This is a genomic window from Streptosporangium sp. NPDC002721, assembly GCF_042888905.1.
In the GTDB taxonomy this organism is placed as follows: domain Bacteria; phylum Actinomycetota; class Actinomycetes; order Streptosporangiales; family Streptosporangiaceae; genus Streptosporangium.
Genome location: NZ_JBIAQI010000042.1, coordinates 51,906 through 67,006 on the forward strand (window position 1 = coordinate 51,906; position 15,101 = coordinate 67,006).

Below are 15,101 nucleotides of genomic sequence, written 5' to 3' on the forward strand. Positions count from 1 at the left end.
GAGGCGAGCGCGTTGTCGCGGCGCCGCCAGGTGGCCGAGGAATCGGCCAATGAGATCGCCGCCAAAGCCCGCCCTCAGCTGGAGATGGTCATCCGCAACCATGTGGATGGCGCCGCTCCTCAGGCTGCCCGCGACGCTGTCAAGGACATCGCCCGCGATCTGTTGTGAAAGCCTCAAGGGAGGATCGGTCCGGATTGTGGCGCGTGAGGGCTTGCATCCGGTACCTAGGTACAGGCTTACCGTCGAGGCATGAGCCAGGACATCGCCCTTAACCAAGAATGGGTGCCCTCGGCGTGCACGCTGCCGACCGCCGAGCAGCCGCTGCGGGTGGCCGAGTTCGACGCCTTGTTCGCCGACGCGGTGCAGGCCATCACACGCCCGGAGCGGACGAGGCTGCGGCTGGAGCTCGTCTTCAGCCCCGGGCATGCCGCCCGCGCCGCTGAGCTGACGGCCCGGGAGAACGGCTGCTGCTCCTTCTTCGCCTTCACCCTGACCATCGCCGACGCCGGCCTGGCCCTGGAGGTCGCAGTGCCGACCGAGCAGGCCGAGGTGCTGGACGCCCTGCAAACCCGCGTCTCAGCGGCCGCCGGAGCGGGTCCATCGTCGCGGCAACCGTAGGGAAAGGAGAAGCCGATGCCGCGCATCACGCCCGAAGAACTGGCCGAGCTGCTGGAGCGCGGAAGCGGGCAACTGGTGGAGACTCTGCCGGTCGACGCCTTCGCCGCCGAGCACATCCCCGGCGCTCGCAACGTATCCGATCAGGTTACCGCCGAGCTCGCCGAGCAAGTGGCGCCCGAGTGGGCCTTCACGGTGGTGCTCTTCTGCTCGGAACCGTACTGCAACCGCTCCACGATCGCCGCCGCCAGGTCCGCCCGGCTCGGCTACACCGACGTGCGCATCTACGCGGGCGGTAAGCAGGACTGGGCCTAGGCTGGGCTGGCCTTGGAGGGCAGCCGCGCGAATACGGTGTCAGCGGGGTGGCCGCTATGAAGCAGGACGTCGTGCTGCAGGGCTCCGGCGGGCCGTATCTGCGCAGCGGGCAGGTGGCCGAGGCGGCCGGGGTCAACCCGCAGACGCTGCGCTACTACGAACGCCGCGGGCTGATCGCCGAACCGGCGCGCAGCCCCGGCGGACACCGCGCCTACCCGCCCGAGACCGTCACCCTGCTCGCGGTGATCAAAGCCGCCCAGCGGCTCGGTTTCACCCTGGAGGAGGTCGCCGAGCTTCTTGACACCGGCCGGCGCGGCCACCCCACCCCCGATCTGCGCGCTCGCGCCCAGGCGAAGATCGCCGAAGTGGAGGCGAAGATCGCTGACCTGACCACCATCCGGGGGGCGCTGAACGCGGTGGTCTTGGCGGGTTGCGACAGCCTGATCCACTGCACCTGCCCCGACTGTCCCCTGCCTTTTGCCGACCTGGCCGACGCACGTGCCCCCAAAGAGAGCTGACCGAAGTGAGCACTCATCACGAACTTCGGCCGCATCCTGGCCACCTACGGCGGCGTGTTCGTCGCCGGATCCCTGGCCTGGGGCATGGTCGTCGACGGTTTTCGCCCCGACCGCTGGGACATCATCGGCGCGCTGGTCTACCTGGCCGGAGTCGTCGTAATCATGTACGCGCCGCGGGGCTGAACCCGAGGCCAGCTTTCTGGCAAAGCAGAGGACTTCACCGGCGGGGCAGGCACGTTAGGGCGCTTGACCGGGCCAAAGAGAAACTTCACTATTTAGATATCCTTCTAACTTGACGCTTCTCTAATCAAGATGGGCATGCCCGGCTACCAGCCCCCCGCCGAAACCCCTGAACGCGTCGAGCCGGACACGCTGCTGGCCGCCGCGCGATTGCTGGTGGCCACCGTGTGGCTGCCGGCCGGATCGCCACACGCTTAAGGCAGGCGCCGGCCGAGACCCGGCCACCCCGCCCGGCCAGGCTGGGCCAGGGCGGGGTGGCGGGCGGTGGTTACCTGGCGTCGAGTTCGGCGATGAGTTTCTCGATGCGGGCGCGGATCTCGTCGCGGATGCCCCGGACGGCCTCGATGCCCTGGCCGGCCGGGTCGTCCAGCTTCCAGTCCTCATAGCGTTTTCCGGGGAAGAACGGGCAGGCATCCCCGCAGCCCATGGTGATGACCACGTCGGAGTCCTGCACGGCCTCGGTAGTGAGGATCTTCGGCCTCTGGCCGGTGATGTCGATGCCGACCTCGGCCATCGCCGCCACGGCGGCCGGATTGATCTGCTCGACGGGCTCCGAGCCTGCGGAGCGGACCTCGATGCGATCTCCGGCCAGGTGGGTGAGCCAGCCGGCGGCCATCTGGGAGCGTCCGGCGTTGTGCACGCAGACGAACAGGACGCTGGGCGTGTCAGGCATGAACCGATCCCTCAGAGGTGGTGGAAGTGGTGGTGAACAGGCGGCGGCCCCAGAGGCTGACGTAGACCAGCGCCACCAGGACGGGTACTTCGATGAGCGGGCCGACCACCCCGGCCAGGGCCTGGCCGGAGGTGACGCCGAACACGCCGACCGCGACCGCGATGGCCAGCTCGAAGTTGTTGCCCGCCGCGGTGAAGGCGAGCGTGGTGGTGCGCTCATAGTTCAGGCCGATCGCCCGGCCGGCCAGGAAGGAGCCGCCCCACATGAGGGCGAAGTAGGCCAGCAGCGGCAGCGCGATGCGGGCCACGTCTCCGGGCTGGGAGGTGATCGTCTCGCCCTGCAAGGCGAACAGGATGACGATGGTGAACAGCAACCCGTACAGGGCGATGGGCCCGATTTTCGGAAGGAAGCGCTCCTCGTACCAGTCGCGGCTCCGGGCGCGTTCGCCGAGCTGGCGCGACAGGTATCCGGCGGCCAGGGGGATGCCGAGGAAGATGAGCACGTACTGGGCGATGTCCCAGGCCGAGACCCGCAGCGCGGTGCCTTCGCCCAGGCCCAGCCAGCCGGGCAGGACCTCCAGGTAGAACCAGCCGAGCACGCCGAAGGCGATCACCTGGAAGACAGAGTTGACGGCGACCAGGACGGCGGCGGCCTCGCGGTCGCCGCAGGCCAGGTCGTTCCAGATGAGGACCATGGCGATGCATCGGGCCAGGCCGACGATGATCAGGCCGGTGCGGTATTCGGGCAGGTCGGGCAGCAGCAGCCAGGCCAGCGCGAACATCAGCGCCGGGCCCAGCACCCAGTTCAGCGCCAGGGAGGCGAAAAGCAGGCGGCGGTCGCCGGTGACGGTGCCCAGGCGGTCGTAGCGGACCTTGGCCAGCACCGGGTACATCATCAGCAGCAGGCCCAGCGCGATCGGCAGCGAGATCTCGCCGATCTTGACCGCCTCCAGCGCGGAGTTCAGGCCGGGCACCAGTCGCCCCAGCAGCAGTCCGGCGGCCATCGCCAGGCCGATCCACACCGGCAGGAACCGATCCAGGGTGGACAGGGCGCCCATCACGCCGCTCTGGCCCGCGGCGGCCGGGGTCGGGGACGGGGTTGAGGACATGGATCTTCCCTAACGGTGCAATGGTGCGAGGTCAGACGGTGGCGGGGGTGTTCAGCAGGGCCGACAGCTCGGTCAGGGTCTCGGGGACCAGGCGGTAGTAGACCCAGGAGGCGCGCCGCTCGGAGGTCAGGAGCCCGACCTCTTTGAGCACCTTGAGGTGGTGGCTGATGGTGGGCTGGGACAGCTCGAAGGCGCCGGTGATGTCGCACACGCACACCTCACCGCCCGAATGGCTGGCCACGATCGACAGGATCCGCAGCCGGACCGGATCGCCCAGGGCCTTGAACACCGGCGCGATCCCGGCGGCCTGCCCGGCGTCCAGGGGCTCGCGGACCAGCGGCGGGCTGCACTCAAGGATCTGCAGCAGCTCCATCAGACCTCCGCATATAGACACTCATCGAAGTCATGCACTGTCTATATTGACAGATGTCTATGAGTGCCCGGTGTGCGGGGGTCAGCTGACCGGCACGCCGAGCTCGCCGAGGAGGGTGCGCACCCGGCGCTCGATCTCGTCGCGGATCGGGCGCACCTCCTCGGCGCTCTTGCCCGCCGGGTCTTCCAGTTCCCAGTCCAGGTAGCGCTTGCCGGGAAAGATCGGGCAGGTGTCCCCGCAGCCCATGGTGATCACCACGTCGGCGGCCCGGACGATTTCCTCGGTCCACGGCTTGGGGAACTCCCGGGAGATGTCGATGCCGCGCTCGGCCATCGCGGTGATCGCGGCCGGGTTGATCTCCGTGGCGAACTCCGAGCCGCCCGACCAGCCGTAGGCGAGTAACCGGTCGGTCCTGAGAGGATTCGGGCGTGGCCGTTACCTACCCCAAAGAGCGGCTGCGCGACCTTGCCGAGGCCGCGCTGGATAACGCGCGTGATCTTCTGGACAACGCGCGGCTGTTGCAGCAGTCCGGCTCGGCGGGGATCGCGCGCTCGTTGGCGGTGCTGTCCATCGAGGAGTCGGGCAAGGCACTCATCGCCCGGGATGTGTCCGAGGGTGAGGGGGCGGACTTCGAGGAACGCGTCAAGGTCTTGAACGAGTAGGGCTCGCGCAAAACCGTGCCCAGGCCGTGGACGCCACGGCCTGGGCGCGTCGTGCGGGCACTGGGGCCTGGCCGCGGCTTCGAAGGTTTTCAGGGCTTGACCTGGACGGAGCCTGGGACGGTCAGGGGCGGCGCGTTTGAGGAGTTCGTGCAGGAGGGCGACCACCTCGCCGGGGGTGAAGTCCATCGCGTTCTCACCGACGGTCACCTCGAAGCTGCACCGGGAGGGATCGGGCCCGGATCGCACGCGGCCGTACAACTGGATGCCGTGCTCGGCGAGTATGGCCGCGCCGGCCTGCTCGACGGCCCGCCGTGGGGCCGGCAGGTGGACGTGGAAGATTGGCGTTTGCGGAGGGTCGGGATGGACGCGGGCGGCGCCGTCGGCGTTGACGGTCGCGGCGATCGCGATGGCGTGCTCGCGGTAGGCGGGCATCCGCTCGGCGATCGTGTCCAGGCCCACCAGGGCCGACAGGGCGAGCGGCCACGCGTCCCGGATGCCGCCGCCCAGGCGTTGCCGCCAGGTCTTGGCGGTGGCAACCGTAGCGGCGTCGGCGGCGAGCACCGCGCCACGGGTGCCGAGCAGGCTCTTGTAGAGCGAGACGTATACGGTGTCGAACAGCGCGGCGATCTCCTTCAGCGGCCGCCGGTAGTAGGTCTGGGCCTCCCAGATCCGGGCGCCGTCGAGGTGTGCCGCGGCGCCGCGGGCCCGCGCGATCGCGATCTGGTCGCGTAGGTCATCCCATTCGGGCAGGAGCCCGCCGAGATCGCGCTGCGGCAGTTCCCACACCACCGCGGCGAGCGGTTCGCCGATGGCCACCAGGTCGTCGGCGGCCATCGGCTCGAACGGGTCGCCGGCCCGGTGGAACCACAAACCGTGGACGGCGTTGTAGCCCTGCTCCTCCCATAGGTCGAGGTGGGTTTGGGGGTGGGCGGCAAAAGCCCGCCGTCCGCTGCGCGGCCACGTTGGTCTCGGCCACCTCCCAGCGGATCACCGTGCCGTCGGCGGCCTCGGCGATGGCGCGCATCAGCAGCTCTCCCACGCCGTTGCCGCGTTCGGCGCCGATCACGTACAGGTCATCCAGGTGGAGGTAATCCTGGCCGGACCAGAAGCTGACGCGCTGCAGCCAGGAGACGTAGCCGATGGCCGCGCCGTCCCGCTCGGCGATCAGATAGCCGACCTGCGGACGGGCCAGCAGCCGCTTCAGGTCCTCGACGCTCACCGTAAGACCCCAGGCCTGATCTTGATGTGTGGCCAGGCCGTGGATGAGGGCGTGCACGTCGGCGGCGTCATCGCAGGTGGCACGTCGGATAGTGATCATGGCGGTCCTTTCCACGGAGAGGTTCGAAGAGGAGCAAGGGGTGGTTGTCCTCGCCCCGACGGCCGCTGGGGCGAGGACAGACCGGGCCATGATGGCGGACCCCGGTGGACGTCTTTTCACCCGGTGCCGGCTCGGCCGGGTGTCAGGACGGCGGCCACGAGGGCCGCGACGCCTGCGGCGACCGCGGCGAGGATGTAGCCGCTGGTGAACCCCGAGAGCGTGTTCCCGATCAGGCTGGCCGCCGCGACGCTGGAGACGGCGGCGGCCCCGATGGAGGCGCCGAACTCATGGAAGGTGCTGACGATACCGGCGGCGATGCCGGATTCGTGCGGGGCCACCTGGCCCAAAGCGGTCGCCGAGGCGACGACGAACAGCGCGCCGGTCCCGGCGGCCGCGAACGCCGTGCCCGCCACCACGCTCACGGTGTGCATCGAGAAGGCAGGCACGGCCATGCCGATCGCGGCGACGAGCAGCCCGGCCACGGCGAGCCGGCGCGCTCCGGCCCGGACGATGGCCCGGCCGGTGAGGTTGGCCCCCAGCATCGTCGCCACCGCGACCGGCAGGAACAGCAGACCGGTCTGCAAAGCGCCGAAGCCCTGGGCGTGCTGGAAGTAGAACGTGCCGAGGAAGAACACCGCGATCATCAGCGCCGTCGCCATCACGATGAGGAACGTGCCGGTGGCCACCGGGCGCCGAGCCAGCAGCGTGACGTCCATCAGGGGCGAGGCGGCGCTCTTCTGCCTGGCGGCGAACGCCAGGTAGCCCAGCGTGGCCGCCAGCAGAAGCCACCCGGTCGTGGCGGTGAGCCACCCGTGCTCCCCGGCGCGAGTGGTCGCGTAAATCACGGCGCCGGAGGAGGCGGTGACCAGCAGCGCGCCGAGCACATCAAGCCGGGGCCTGGGCGCGGCCACCGCGTGGTGGGGCAGCATTCGGGCAAGAGCGGCGAGGATCACCAGCCCGATGGGCACGTTGACGTAGAAGACCCATGGCCAGCCCGGGCCGGCGGTGAGCAGTCCTCCCAGCAGCACGCCGAGGGCCGCGCCGCCTCCGCCGAGCGCGGACCAGATGCCGAGCGCCTTGTTGCGCTCCTCTCCGTCGAACAGGGTCACCAGCAGTGACAGGGCTGAGGGAGACAGCAGCGCCGCTCCCACTCCTTGGGCGATGCGGCCGCCCAGCAGCAGGCCGGCGGAGTCGGCGAACCCGGTCACCAGGGATGCCACTGTGAAGATCAGCAGACCGGCGAGGACCACTCGCCTGGCTCCGATCAGGTCGGCGAGCCGTCCGCCCAGCAGCATCAGGCCGCCGAACGTCAAGGTGTACGCGCTGACCGTCCAGGTCAGCGCCTCCCGGCTCAGGCCCAGGTCGGTCTCGATATGCGGGAGCGCGATGGCCACGACGGTGACGTCGAGGATCAACATCAGCTGGGCCACCCCGAGGAAGCCCAGGATGCGCCATCGCGAGGGATGGGCCGAACTGTGTGGCGGCGATGGTTCCTGAGTTTCGTGCTGTGTCATCGGGAGTCTCCAGCTAATTCGTATGCCAACGTACGACTTCGAGTGGCGAGAGTAACACGTATACCTCTGTACGAGTTAGAGTGGTGGCATGTCTACCGTCTCTGCCGGTCCGCGTCGGCGCGCGGACGCCGAACGCAGCATCGCCCGCATCGTCGCCGCGGCACGCACCAGCCTGAGCGGCGATCCGGACGCGAGTGTCGACGACATCGCCAAGGCCGCCGGAGTGGGCCGGATGACGCTGTACGGCCACTTCCGCACCCGGGCCGAACTCGTCGAGGCCGCACTGGCCGACGCACTGCGCGCCGGCGAGGAGGCATTGGCATCCGTCGATCTCACCGGGGACGCACGAGAAGCCCTGGCCCGCTTGCTCGACTCCAGCTGGTCCCTCGTGGCCGAGTCCATGGCGTTGTCGAGCGCCGCCCAGAAGGCTCTTCCCGCAGGACGTGTTCGTGAGTTGCACGCCGCCCCCGCGCGACGTGTCGAAGAGCTCATCCGCCGTGGCCAAAACGACGGCGTGTTCCGCACCGACCTGCCGATCTCCTGGCTGATCAACGTCTTGCACTACATCTTGAAAGGCGCCGCGGAGGAGAGTCGCGCCGAGCGCATGGAGGCTGGAGAGGTCGCACGCGTCGTCATCGCGACGGCCCAGGCGATCCTGGTCGCCGCCCCACCGGACGTTCACCCGTCGCCGACGTAGCGCCATCTCATGGAGTTCGTTCGCACTCAGGTGCCGGCCATCGGGGAGGACGGGACCGAGATCTGGCGGCAGGCGGAAACCGCCGACGATCTCGGTTCGCCATCACATGTAGCGAACGATTACCTGCGATAACCCGGGTGCCGGTCGCCTCGCCTTCGCAGCGGTCGTCGGTACAGCCGGACGCACACCCGCGAGTGTCCGCCTGCGCGGCGCCGGCGACGGGTGGGGCGCAGGTGTCGCACTGCTCGCCCTTTCACACCTCGCCCGGGTGGAGGCTGCCGGTCGGCCACCTGGACCACCGAACGCGGCCACAGTCAGGTCAGAACCTGGGCGGCGTACAGTCCGGACAGGGCGATGGCCAAGGTGCCTAAAAGCAGGCGGGGTTGCAGATGGGCGCCGAGATAGCCGCCGATCAGGCCGCCCAGGCCACACAGCAGCCCCAGCGCCCAAAGGGGCGTGATGTCGCCGGGAGTGATCAGTGTTAGGACGGCGTAAGTGAGCGCCCCGGCGATCGAGGTGACGAATGTACAGGCCGGCGCTGCGGGCGCGACCTCGGTGACCGGCAGCCCTCGACCGGCCAGGATCGGCCCGAGCAGGGAGCCGCCGCCGATGCCGTACATCCCGCTCACGATCCCCACAACCACCGCGAGCGCACCTACGCTCCGCGCCGAGGGGCCGCTTGGCGAGGGGGCACGGCGGGGCGGGCGCAGCGTGCACCCACAGCCAAAGGCCCAACGGCAGAAGCAGGCAGGCCACCAGGAGGCGGAACACCTCTGGGCCGGGAAACACGAACACCCGCACGATCGCGCCGACGACGCCCGGCAAGGTGGCCGGTACCAGCAGGCGGGTCAGCGGGCCGCCCAGGTGTCCGCCGTCGTCTCCTCAGCCGCGTACGTGCTCCTCGACCAGGACGAGCAGCGGGCGACAGCGGCCCGCCAGGCCGACATCGCGGCCAAGGGCAGCCAGGTGATGCCGTTCGACCTGGAGCGCACCACACACCGCTTCACCAAATCCGCCACCGGCGGCCTGCAGACGGTCACCGCCGACGACCCGGCCGACGCGCGGCAGATCACACTCATCCGCGAACACCTCACCCATGAGGCCGCACGCTTCAACCGAGGCGACTACGGCGCCCCCGCCTCCATTCACGGCACCGACATGCCGGGCCTGCGCGAACTCGAACAAGGCCACCGCCACATCGACATCCGCCATACCCCGACTCCCGCCGGAGCCCAGCTCACCTACACCACCTCCGATCCGTCCCTGGTGAAGGCGCTGCACGCCTGGTTCGACGCCCAGGTCTCCGATCACGGGCGGCACGCCGAACACGGGTGAATCACCACCCCGACTTCGAGTGCCGGGCCGGCGAGGCTCAGATCGCCGCTCAGGCCACCGGCCCTCTCAACGGCGAGCCCACCGATGCCCCCGACATCCTCAACGGCGACGAAACTCTCGCACCGACTTCCCCACCCCTCAGCGAACAGGGCACATCAGCCCGCACTGACCTGGGCCGGCGCAATCACGTACGCCTGGCGACAAGAGTCGCGTCGATCCCCTGATCCCCTCATCGGCAATTTAACCCTCTGGGGGTATGTTAAAGTCGCAAACCGATATACCCCACTGGGGTAAATATGAGAGGAGAACCCTATGTGCACGGCATGCGCGTGCGCCACCGCCGACAGCACCTCCGCGCAGGTGAAGACCAGCGGCGGGAGCGTCTACCAGGTCGGCGGGATGACCTGCGGGCACTGCGTCTCCTCGATCTCCGCCGAGATCGGCACGGTCAGCGGCGTGCGTGACGTTCAGGTCGACCTGGCCACCGGCGCCGTCACCGTCAGCGGGACGGGCTTCTCCGACGAGGAGATCCGCGCGGCCGTGGACCGGGCGGGCTACACACTCACCGACGCCCCGCCGAAGGAGCCCCAGTCGGCCGACGCATGACGGTTCCAGGGGGCGCGCGGACGCGCCCCCTGGAACGACACCGCGGATCGCGCCCGACAGCTCCGAAACTCAGGAATACCCTACGGGGGTACTGTGTTATAGAAGATGACGACGAAGGGCGGGGACATGCACGGCTACACCCACAACAAGCAGGACCACCTGCGGCGGCTGCGCCGCATCGAGGGGCAGGCACGGGGCCTGCAGCGGATGGTCGAGGAGGACAAGTACTGCATCGACATCCTCACCCAGGTGTCGGCGGCCAACCGGGCCCTGCAGTCCTTCGCCCTGTCGCTGCTGGAGGAGCACCTGGCGCACTGCGTGGCCGAGGCCACCGCCAAAGGGGGCGCCGAGGCCGAGGAGAAGGTCAAGGAGGCCACCGAGGCCATCGCCCGCCTCGTCCGTTCCTGATCGACGAAACCCCACGAGCACAAGGAGTGATCGCCATGACCACCACCTACACCGTCACGGGCATGACCTGCGGCCACTGCGTCTCCTCCGTCAAGGAAGAGGTCGGCGAGGTTCCCGGCGTCACCGGCGTCGACGTGGACCTGGCCACCGGCCTGGTGAGCGTCCACAGCGAACACCCGATCGACACGGCGCAGATCACGGTCGCGGTCGCCGAGGCCGGATACGAAGTGGTGAGCTCGTGATGAACACGCCGGCCAAACTGGGCGCCTACGCCCTCGGACTCGCCGTGATCTTCGGCGGCGCTCTGGGAGCCGGCAACGCGGTGGGCGCGAGTGGACCCGCCCCCACGGTGGACGCCCACACGATCCACGCGACCCCGACTGCGAGCCAAACGGGTGATCACGAAACCCACACCGCGACGACCCCCGGCCCGTCAGCGACCGGCAAACCCGTTCCCGGAGGTCTGCAAGTGTCCCAGGACGGCTACACCATGCTGCCCCAAACCCTCACACTCCAGCCGGGCAAGGCGACGGACTTCCGTTTCAGCGTGATCGGCCCCAACGGGAAACCTGTCACCGCCTACCGGACAGAGCACGGCAAGAAGCTGCACCTCATCGTCGTCTCCCGCGATCTGGGCACCTTCCAGCACCTGCACCCCGAATTGACCGGCGACGGCGTGTGGTCGGTGAAGCTGACCGTGGCCGAGGCGGGCGCGTACCGGGCGTTCGCCGACTTCGCCCCCGAGCGCGGCGGCGGGCTGACCCTGGGCGTCGACCTGCAGGCCCCCGGCGCACAGGAACCCAAGGCGCTGCCCGCGACCAGCCGCACCGCCACGGTCGACGGCTACACCGTCACCCTGGACGGAGACCTGACCCCCGGCACCTCCAGCAGGCTCACCCTCACCCTCAGCAAGGACGGCGAGCCCGTCACCGACCTGCAGCCCTACCTGGGCGCCTACGGTCACCTGGTCGCGCTGCGCGCTGGAGACCTGGCCTACCTGCACGTGCACCCCGACGGGGAACCGGGTGACGGCACGACCCTCCCCGGCCCGCAGATCACCTTCTTCGCCGAGGTGCCCAGCCGCGGCGACTACCGGCTGTTCTTGGACTTCCGGCACGGGGGAACCGTGCGCACCGCCGACTTCACCGTCCGCGCCGGTGACCTCCCGGCCACGACGTCCAGTCCGGCGCCGGCGGCCACGCCGTCCGCATCCGCCTCGCACGGCGACCACGAGCACTGATAGCCGACATGAGGAGCGAAAGGAGCAGGTGATGTCCCCCCTCACCGACGACAAGCCGACCACCAGCGGCTCGGTTGAACTCTCGATCGGCGGCATGACCTGCGCGTCGTGCGCCAACCGGATCGAGCGCAAGCTCAACAAGCTCGACGGCGTGAGCGCGACCGTGAACTACGCCACCGAGAAGGCCAAGGTCACCTTCGACGAGGGCGTCGATCCTCAGACGCTGATCACGGAGGTGGAGAAGACCGGCTACACCGCCGCACTCCCTGAAGAGCCGAAGAGCGACACCGCACTCGGCGAGGCGGCCGATGAACTTCAGCCGCTGCGCCAGCGTCTGATCACCTCGGTGGTGCTCGCCGTGCCGGTGATCGCCATGGCGATGATCCCGCCTTTGCAGTTCACCAACTGGCAGTGGCTCTCGCTCACCCTGGCCGCCCCGGTCGTCGTCTACGCCGGCTGGCCCTTCCATCGGGCCGCCTGGACGAACCTGCGCCACGGCGCCGCGACCATGGACACCCTGGTCTCGCTCGGCACGATCGCCGCACTCGGCTGGTCGCTGTGGGCACTGTTCTTCGGCACGGCGGGCACCCCCGGCATGACCCACCCGTTCGCGTTCACCATCGAGCGCACCGACGGCTCGGGCAACATCTACCTGGAGGCCGCCGCCGGAGTGACGGCGTTCATCCTGGCCGGCCGCTACTTCGAGGCCCGCTCCAAGCGCCGCGCGGGCGCCGCCCTGCGGGCGCTGCTGGAACTGGGCGCCAAAGACGTCGCCGTCCTGCGCGACGGCGCAGAAACCCGCATCCCCTCCGGCCGGCTCACGGTGGGCGACCGGTTCGTGGTGCGGCCCGGCGAGAAGATCGCCACCGACGGCGTGATCGAAGAGGGAACCTCCGCCATCGACGCCTCCATGCTCACCGGCGAATCGGTGCCGGTGGAGGTGCGCCCCGGCGACGCGGTGACCGGCGCGACCGTCAACGCCGGCGGCCGCCTGGTCATCCGCGCCACCCGCATCGGATCCGACACCCAGCTGGCCCAGATGGCCAAGCTGGTCGAAGACGCCCAGACAGGTAAAGCGCAGGTCCAGCGACTGGCCGACCGCATCTCCGGGATCTTCGTGCCGGTCGTGATCGCGTTGGCCGTCGGCACGCTCGGCTACTGGCTGGGAACCGGAGACGGGGCCGGGGCGGCCTTCACCGCCGCGGTGGCCGTGCTGATCATCGCCTGCCCGTGCGCCCTGGGCCTGGCCACGCCGACCGCTCTGCTGGTCGGCACCGGGCGCGGCGCCCAGCTCGGCATCCTGATCAAGGGCCCGGAGGTCCTGGAATCCACCAGGAAGATCGACACCGTCGTGCTCGACAAGACCGGGACTGTCACCGAGGGCAAGATGACCCTGGCCGGCGTGCATCTCGCCGACGGCGAGGACGAAACGCAGGTGCTGCGCCTGGCCGGCGCCCTGGAGCACGCCTCCGAACACCCCATCGCCCAGGCCGTCGCCCGAGGAGCGGCTGAGCGCGTGGGAGAGTTGCCCGCCCCCGAGGACTTCGCCAACCTCGAAGGCCTCGGCGTCCAAGGCATCGTCGAGGGACACGCTGTGCTGGTGGGACGCCCCACGCTGCTCGCCGAGTGGTCCCAGCACCTGCCCGCCGACCTGGAGCGGGCCCTCACCGAGGCACAAGCCGCAGGCCGCACCGCCGTCGCGGTCGGCTGGGACGGCCAGGCGCGCGCGGTCCTGACGGTGGCTGACACTGTCAAGCCCACCTCGGCCGAGGCGATCCGCCGGCTCCGCGCCCTGGGGTTGAAGCCGGTGCTGCTCACCGGCGACAACGAGAACGTCGCCCGGTCCGTCGCGGCCGAGGTCGGCATCGACGAGGTCATCGCCGAAGTACTGCCCGCCGACAAGGTCGACGTCGTCAAGCGCCTGCAGGCCGAGGGCAGGTCGGTGGCCATGGTGGGCGACGGCGTCAACGACGCCGCGGCGCTGGCCCAGGCCGATCTGGGGCTGGCCATGGGCACCGGCACCGACGCGGCCATCGAGGCCTCCGACCTCACCCTGGTCCGCGGCGACCTGCGAGTGGCCGCCGATGCCATCCGGCTGTCGCGCCGCACCCTGGCCACCATCAAGGGCAACCTGTTCTGGGCCTTCGCCTACAACGTGGCCGCCCTGCCCCTGGCCGCGCTCGGCCTGCTCAACCCGATGATCGCCGGAGCCGCGATGGCGTTCTCCTCGGTCTTCGTCGTCGGCAACAGCCTGCGCCTGCGCACCTTCTCATAGCCAAACGCCGGTGCGGCCGCAGACGACGATCGTCTGCGGCCGCACCGGCGTTCGACCATGATGCGAGCCCGCCTGGGTGGCCATGCAACGGCTCATGGCGAACGCTTTGAGAGGTGCGACCTTCGCGGACGAGCACTTTCCCCGAGAGCCGGGCCGACATCTCGCGCTCCCACACCTCCTTTCATAAGCTGCTCCCGGGATCGGCGCAGTTGCTGTTGCAGATCCCCCAACAGCAGATCGCCGTAACCGAGAACGCCAGTGGCGGCGACCCCCTGTTTCAGGACCGGTACATGTCCTCACCCCGGGCCAAAGAGACGATGGCCCGCGACGGCGGGAACGTGAGCACTTATGCCAACGCTCCCTGGTGCGCCGTTTTCGTCTCCGGGGATGCCGACAAGACCATCGGTGGCATCGAGCACATGGATCTGGTGAGGAACGACAACGGGGACGGCACGATCACCACGATCGAGGGCAACACCGGCAACGGCAAGGTCGGGCAGCGCGTGTGGCCGCCCGCAGCTCAGGGTCGAGGGCGTCTTCGGTGACGACGTCGCTGAGGCCCAGGCGGCCGCCGGGCCGCAGTACCCGGAAGGTCTCGGCCAGCACGGCCGCCTTGTCGCTGGACAGGTTGATCACGCAGTTGGAGATGACGACGTCGACCGCGTGATCGGGCAGTGGGATCGCCTCGATCGCGCCGCACATGAACTCGGCGTTGGTCGCGCCCGCCTCGCGGGCGTTGCGGCGGGCCAGCTCCACCATGTCGGCACTGGCGTCCAGGCCGTAGGCCTTGCCGTGCGGCCCGACCCGGCGCGCCGACGACAAGACGTCGATGCCGCCCCCAGAACCCAGATCGAGCACGTTGGCATCCACTCCCGTGGCGGACCTGATCGCCTTGTACGTCTCTGGATTCGCGACGACGCCGTACGCCAGTGATCGGACATCGCCGGCCTTCGCACGCACGTCCAGTCCCAAAGACTCAACGAGCGTCCACGACGGGCATCCGTTCCGCACCGCCATCCGATCAACCCAAGAGGCGAACGACTCACCCGGCTGCGGCTCGACCACCAACGTCAAACGCCGAGGCGTACGGCCAGATGTCACAGGCCGAACCGGGTCACGTCCAGCGAAGTGGTGTATGAGTTGACCTTCGCGTGATCCTGTTTCTGCAGGTTAAGCGGTAAGTGTCTGCGGGATGGGATTGTGC

At 69.4% G+C, this 15,101-nt stretch carries 20 protein-coding genes and 3 pseudogenes; 14 read left to right on the top strand and 9 right to left on the bottom strand.

The genetic code is table 11. From position 1 onward, the window contains the following. Positions 1 to 30: 30 nt before the first annotated feature. The 5 genes and pseudogenes from ACFYWM_RS40340 to ACFYWM_RS40360 form a co-directional block, all read left to right on the top strand. Positions 31 to 168 carry a hypothetical protein gene (locus tag ACFYWM_RS40340; protein ID WP_389925734.1) on the top strand — a complete coding sequence of 46 codons (138 nt, stop codon included), beginning with the start codon at positions 31 to 33 and terminating at the stop codon, positions 166 to 168. A gap of 81 nt (positions 169 to 249) precedes the next feature. Further along, positions 250 to 618 (top strand): hypothetical protein, encoded by a 369-nt coding sequence (locus ACFYWM_RS40345; protein ID WP_389925737.1) that lies wholly within the window; start codon positions 250 to 252, stop codon positions 616 to 618. A 15-nt stretch (positions 619 to 633) separates the two neighbouring features. Beyond that, positions 634 to 930: a rhodanese-like domain-containing protein gene (locus ACFYWM_RS40350; protein ID WP_389925739.1), complete on the top strand. Its 297-nt coding sequence runs from the start codon at positions 634 to 636 to the stop codon at positions 928 to 930. Between the two features lie 56 nt (positions 931 to 986). Further along, positions 987 to 1,448 (top strand): MerR family transcriptional regulator, encoded by a 462-nt coding sequence (locus ACFYWM_RS40355; RefSeq protein WP_389925741.1) that lies wholly within the window; start codon positions 987 to 989, stop codon positions 1,446 to 1,448. Positions 1,449 to 1,469: 21 nt separating this feature from the next. Next, a pseudogene (locus tag ACFYWM_RS40360) lies at positions 1,470 to 1,631 on the top strand (YnfA family protein); the annotation flags it as partial. Between the two features lie 325 nt (positions 1,632 to 1,956). On the opposite strand, the gene ACFYWM_RS40365 reads toward ACFYWM_RS40360, so the two are convergent. The 4 genes and pseudogenes from ACFYWM_RS40365 to ACFYWM_RS40380 all read right to left on the bottom strand — a co-directional run. Further along, positions 1,957 to 2,361: an arsenate reductase ArsC gene (locus tag ACFYWM_RS40365; RefSeq protein ID WP_389925744.1), complete on the bottom strand. Its 405-nt coding sequence runs from the start codon at positions 2,359 to 2,361 to the stop codon at positions 1,957 to 1,959. After that, a complete protein-coding gene (arsB, locus tag ACFYWM_RS40370; protein WP_389925747.1) occupies positions 2,354 to 3,469 on the bottom strand; it encodes an ACR3 family arsenite efflux transporter in 1,116 nt (371 codons plus the stop codon). The genes ACFYWM_RS40365 and arsB overlap by 8 nt, the downstream gene beginning before the upstream one ends. Before the next feature lie 31 nt (positions 3,470 to 3,500). Beyond that, positions 3,501 to 3,842, bottom strand: a complete 342-nt coding sequence (locus tag ACFYWM_RS40375) for an ArsR/SmtB family transcription factor (protein ID WP_389925749.1) — start codon at positions 3,840 to 3,842, stop codon at positions 3,501 to 3,503. An 81-nt stretch (positions 3,843 to 3,923) separates the two neighbouring features. After that, positions 3,924 to 4,214 (bottom strand): annotated as a pseudogene (locus ACFYWM_RS40380) (arsenate reductase ArsC); the annotation flags it as partial. 56 nt (positions 4,215 to 4,270) lie between these two features. Here ACFYWM_RS40380 and ACFYWM_RS40385 point away from each other — a divergent pair. Next, a complete protein-coding gene (locus tag ACFYWM_RS40385; protein WP_389925752.1) occupies positions 4,271 to 4,504 on the top strand; it encodes an AbiV family abortive infection protein in 234 nt (77 codons plus the stop codon). A gap of 396 nt (positions 4,505 to 4,900) precedes the next feature. Here ACFYWM_RS40385 and ACFYWM_RS40390 read toward each other — a convergent pair. The 3 genes and pseudogenes from ACFYWM_RS40390 to ACFYWM_RS40400 form a co-directional block, all read right to left on the bottom strand. Then, positions 4,901 to 5,338 (bottom strand): annotated as a pseudogene (locus ACFYWM_RS40390) (beta-eliminating lyase-related protein); the annotation flags it as partial. Beyond that, the gene (locus ACFYWM_RS40395; RefSeq protein ID WP_389925755.1) at positions 5,238 to 5,822 is read right to left on the bottom strand and encodes a GNAT family N-acetyltransferase; all 585 of its coding nucleotides are present in this window, start codon (positions 5,820 to 5,822) and stop codon (positions 5,238 to 5,240) included. The gene ACFYWM_RS40395 and the pseudogene ACFYWM_RS40390, both read right to left, overlap by 101 nt. Before the next feature lie 116 nt (positions 5,823 to 5,938). Then, on the bottom strand, positions 5,939 to 7,336 hold the full coding sequence (locus ACFYWM_RS40400) for an MFS transporter (protein WP_389925758.1): 1,398 nt from the start codon (positions 7,334 to 7,336) through the stop codon (positions 5,939 to 5,941). An 88-nt stretch (positions 7,337 to 7,424) separates the two neighbouring features. Between ACFYWM_RS40400 and ACFYWM_RS40405 the strand changes: the two genes are divergently transcribed. After that, entirely contained in the window at positions 7,425 to 8,033 is a 609-nt protein-coding gene (locus ACFYWM_RS40405; protein WP_389925761.1) for a TetR/AcrR family transcriptional regulator, read from the top strand. Between the two features lie 314 nt (positions 8,034 to 8,347). Here ACFYWM_RS40405 and ACFYWM_RS40410 read toward each other — a convergent pair whose 3' ends face one another. Then, complete coding sequence (locus ACFYWM_RS40410) at positions 8,348 to 8,677, bottom strand: TSUP family transporter (RefSeq protein WP_389925763.1); 330 nt, start codon at positions 8,675 to 8,677, stop codon at positions 8,348 to 8,350. Positions 8,678 to 8,744: 67 nt separating this feature from the next. Between ACFYWM_RS40410 and ACFYWM_RS40415 the strand changes: the two genes are divergently transcribed. The 7 genes from ACFYWM_RS40415 (at position 8,745) to ACFYWM_RS40445 (ending at position 14,442) form a co-directional block, all read left to right on the top strand. Then, the gene (locus tag ACFYWM_RS40415; RefSeq protein WP_389925766.1) at positions 8,745 to 9,368 is read left to right on the top strand and encodes a hypothetical protein; all 624 of its coding nucleotides are present in this window, start codon (positions 8,745 to 8,747) and stop codon (positions 9,366 to 9,368) included. Positions 9,369 to 9,680: 312 nt separating this feature from the next. Further along, positions 9,681 to 9,974 carry a heavy-metal-associated domain-containing protein gene (locus ACFYWM_RS40420; RefSeq protein WP_389925769.1) on the top strand — a complete coding sequence of 98 codons (294 nt, stop codon included), beginning with the start codon at positions 9,681 to 9,683 and terminating at the stop codon, positions 9,972 to 9,974. Positions 9,975 to 10,100: 126 nt separating this feature from the next. After that, entirely contained in the window at positions 10,101 to 10,382 is a 282-nt protein-coding gene (locus tag ACFYWM_RS40425; protein WP_389925783.1) for a metal-sensitive transcriptional regulator, read from the top strand. A gap of 35 nt (positions 10,383 to 10,417) precedes the next feature. Then, positions 10,418 to 10,624 (top strand): heavy-metal-associated domain-containing protein, encoded by a 207-nt coding sequence (locus tag ACFYWM_RS40430; RefSeq protein ID WP_389925772.1) that lies wholly within the window; start codon positions 10,418 to 10,420, stop codon positions 10,622 to 10,624. Next, positions 10,624 to 11,622 carry a hypothetical protein gene (locus ACFYWM_RS40435; RefSeq protein ID WP_389925774.1) on the top strand — a complete coding sequence of 333 codons (999 nt, stop codon included), beginning with the start codon at positions 10,624 to 10,626 and terminating at the stop codon, positions 11,620 to 11,622. The genes ACFYWM_RS40430 and ACFYWM_RS40435 overlap by 1 nt, the downstream gene beginning before the upstream one ends. Positions 11,623 to 11,653: 31 nt before the next feature. Beyond that, complete coding sequence (locus tag ACFYWM_RS40440; protein ID WP_389925776.1) at positions 11,654 to 13,897, top strand: heavy metal translocating P-type ATPase; 2,244 nt, start codon at positions 11,654 to 11,656, stop codon at positions 13,895 to 13,897. Between the two features lie 209 nt (positions 13,898 to 14,106). Then, positions 14,107 to 14,442: a hypothetical protein gene (locus ACFYWM_RS40445; protein WP_389925779.1), complete on the top strand. Its 336-nt coding sequence runs from the start codon at positions 14,107 to 14,109 to the stop codon at positions 14,440 to 14,442. Here ACFYWM_RS40445 and ACFYWM_RS40450 read toward each other — a convergent pair. Next, entirely contained in the window at positions 14,354 to 14,962 is a 609-nt protein-coding gene (locus ACFYWM_RS40450; protein ID WP_389925786.1) for a methyltransferase domain-containing protein, read from the bottom strand. The genes ACFYWM_RS40445 and ACFYWM_RS40450 overlap by 89 nt on opposite strands. Positions 14,963 to 15,101 lie beyond the last annotated feature (139 nt).

Excerpts from the sequence above, each read along its gene's own strand:
- ACFYWM_RS40345 (WP_389925737.1), top strand. The coding sequence starts at position 250 with ATGAGCCAGGACATCGCCCTTAACCAAGAATGGGTGCCCTCGGCGTGC.
- ACFYWM_RS40350 (WP_389925739.1), top strand. The coding sequence starts at position 634 with ATGCCGCGCATCACGCCCGAAGAACTGGCCGAGCTGCTGGAGCGCGGA.
- ACFYWM_RS40355 (WP_389925741.1), top strand. The coding sequence starts at position 987 with ATGAAGCAGGACGTCGTGCTGCAGGGCTCCGGCGGGCCGTATCTGCGC.
- ACFYWM_RS40365 (WP_389925744.1), bottom strand. The coding sequence starts at position 2,361 with ATGCCTGACACGCCCAGCGTCCTGTTCGTCTGCGTGCACAACGCCGGA.
- arsB (WP_389925747.1), bottom strand. The coding sequence starts at position 3,469 with ATGTCCTCAACCCCGTCCCCGACCCCGGCCGCCGCGGGCCAGAGCGGC.
- ACFYWM_RS40375 (WP_389925749.1), bottom strand. The coding sequence starts at position 3,842 with ATGGAGCTGCTGCAGATCCTTGAGTGCAGCCCGCCGCTGGTCCGCGAG.
- ACFYWM_RS40395 (WP_389925755.1), bottom strand. The coding sequence starts at position 5,822 with ATGATCACTATCCGACGTGCCACCTGCGATGACGCCGCCGACGTGCAC.
- ACFYWM_RS40400 (WP_389925758.1), bottom strand. The coding sequence starts at position 7,336 with ATGACACAGCACGAAACTCAGGAACCATCGCCGCCACACAGTTCGGCC.
- ACFYWM_RS40405 (WP_389925761.1), top strand. The coding sequence starts at position 7,425 with ATGTCTACCGTCTCTGCCGGTCCGCGTCGGCGCGCGGACGCCGAACGC.
- ACFYWM_RS40420 (WP_389925769.1), top strand. The coding sequence starts at position 9,681 with ATGTGCACGGCATGCGCGTGCGCCACCGCCGACAGCACCTCCGCGCAG.
- ACFYWM_RS40425 (WP_389925783.1), top strand. The coding sequence starts at position 10,101 with ATGCACGGCTACACCCACAACAAGCAGGACCACCTGCGGCGGCTGCGC.
- ACFYWM_RS40430 (WP_389925772.1), top strand. The coding sequence starts at position 10,418 with ATGACCACCACCTACACCGTCACGGGCATGACCTGCGGCCACTGCGTC.
- ACFYWM_RS40435 (WP_389925774.1), top strand. The coding sequence starts at position 10,624 with ATGAACACGCCGGCCAAACTGGGCGCCTACGCCCTCGGACTCGCCGTG.
- ACFYWM_RS40440 (WP_389925776.1), top strand. The coding sequence starts at position 11,654 with ATGTCCCCCCTCACCGACGACAAGCCGACCACCAGCGGCTCGGTTGAA.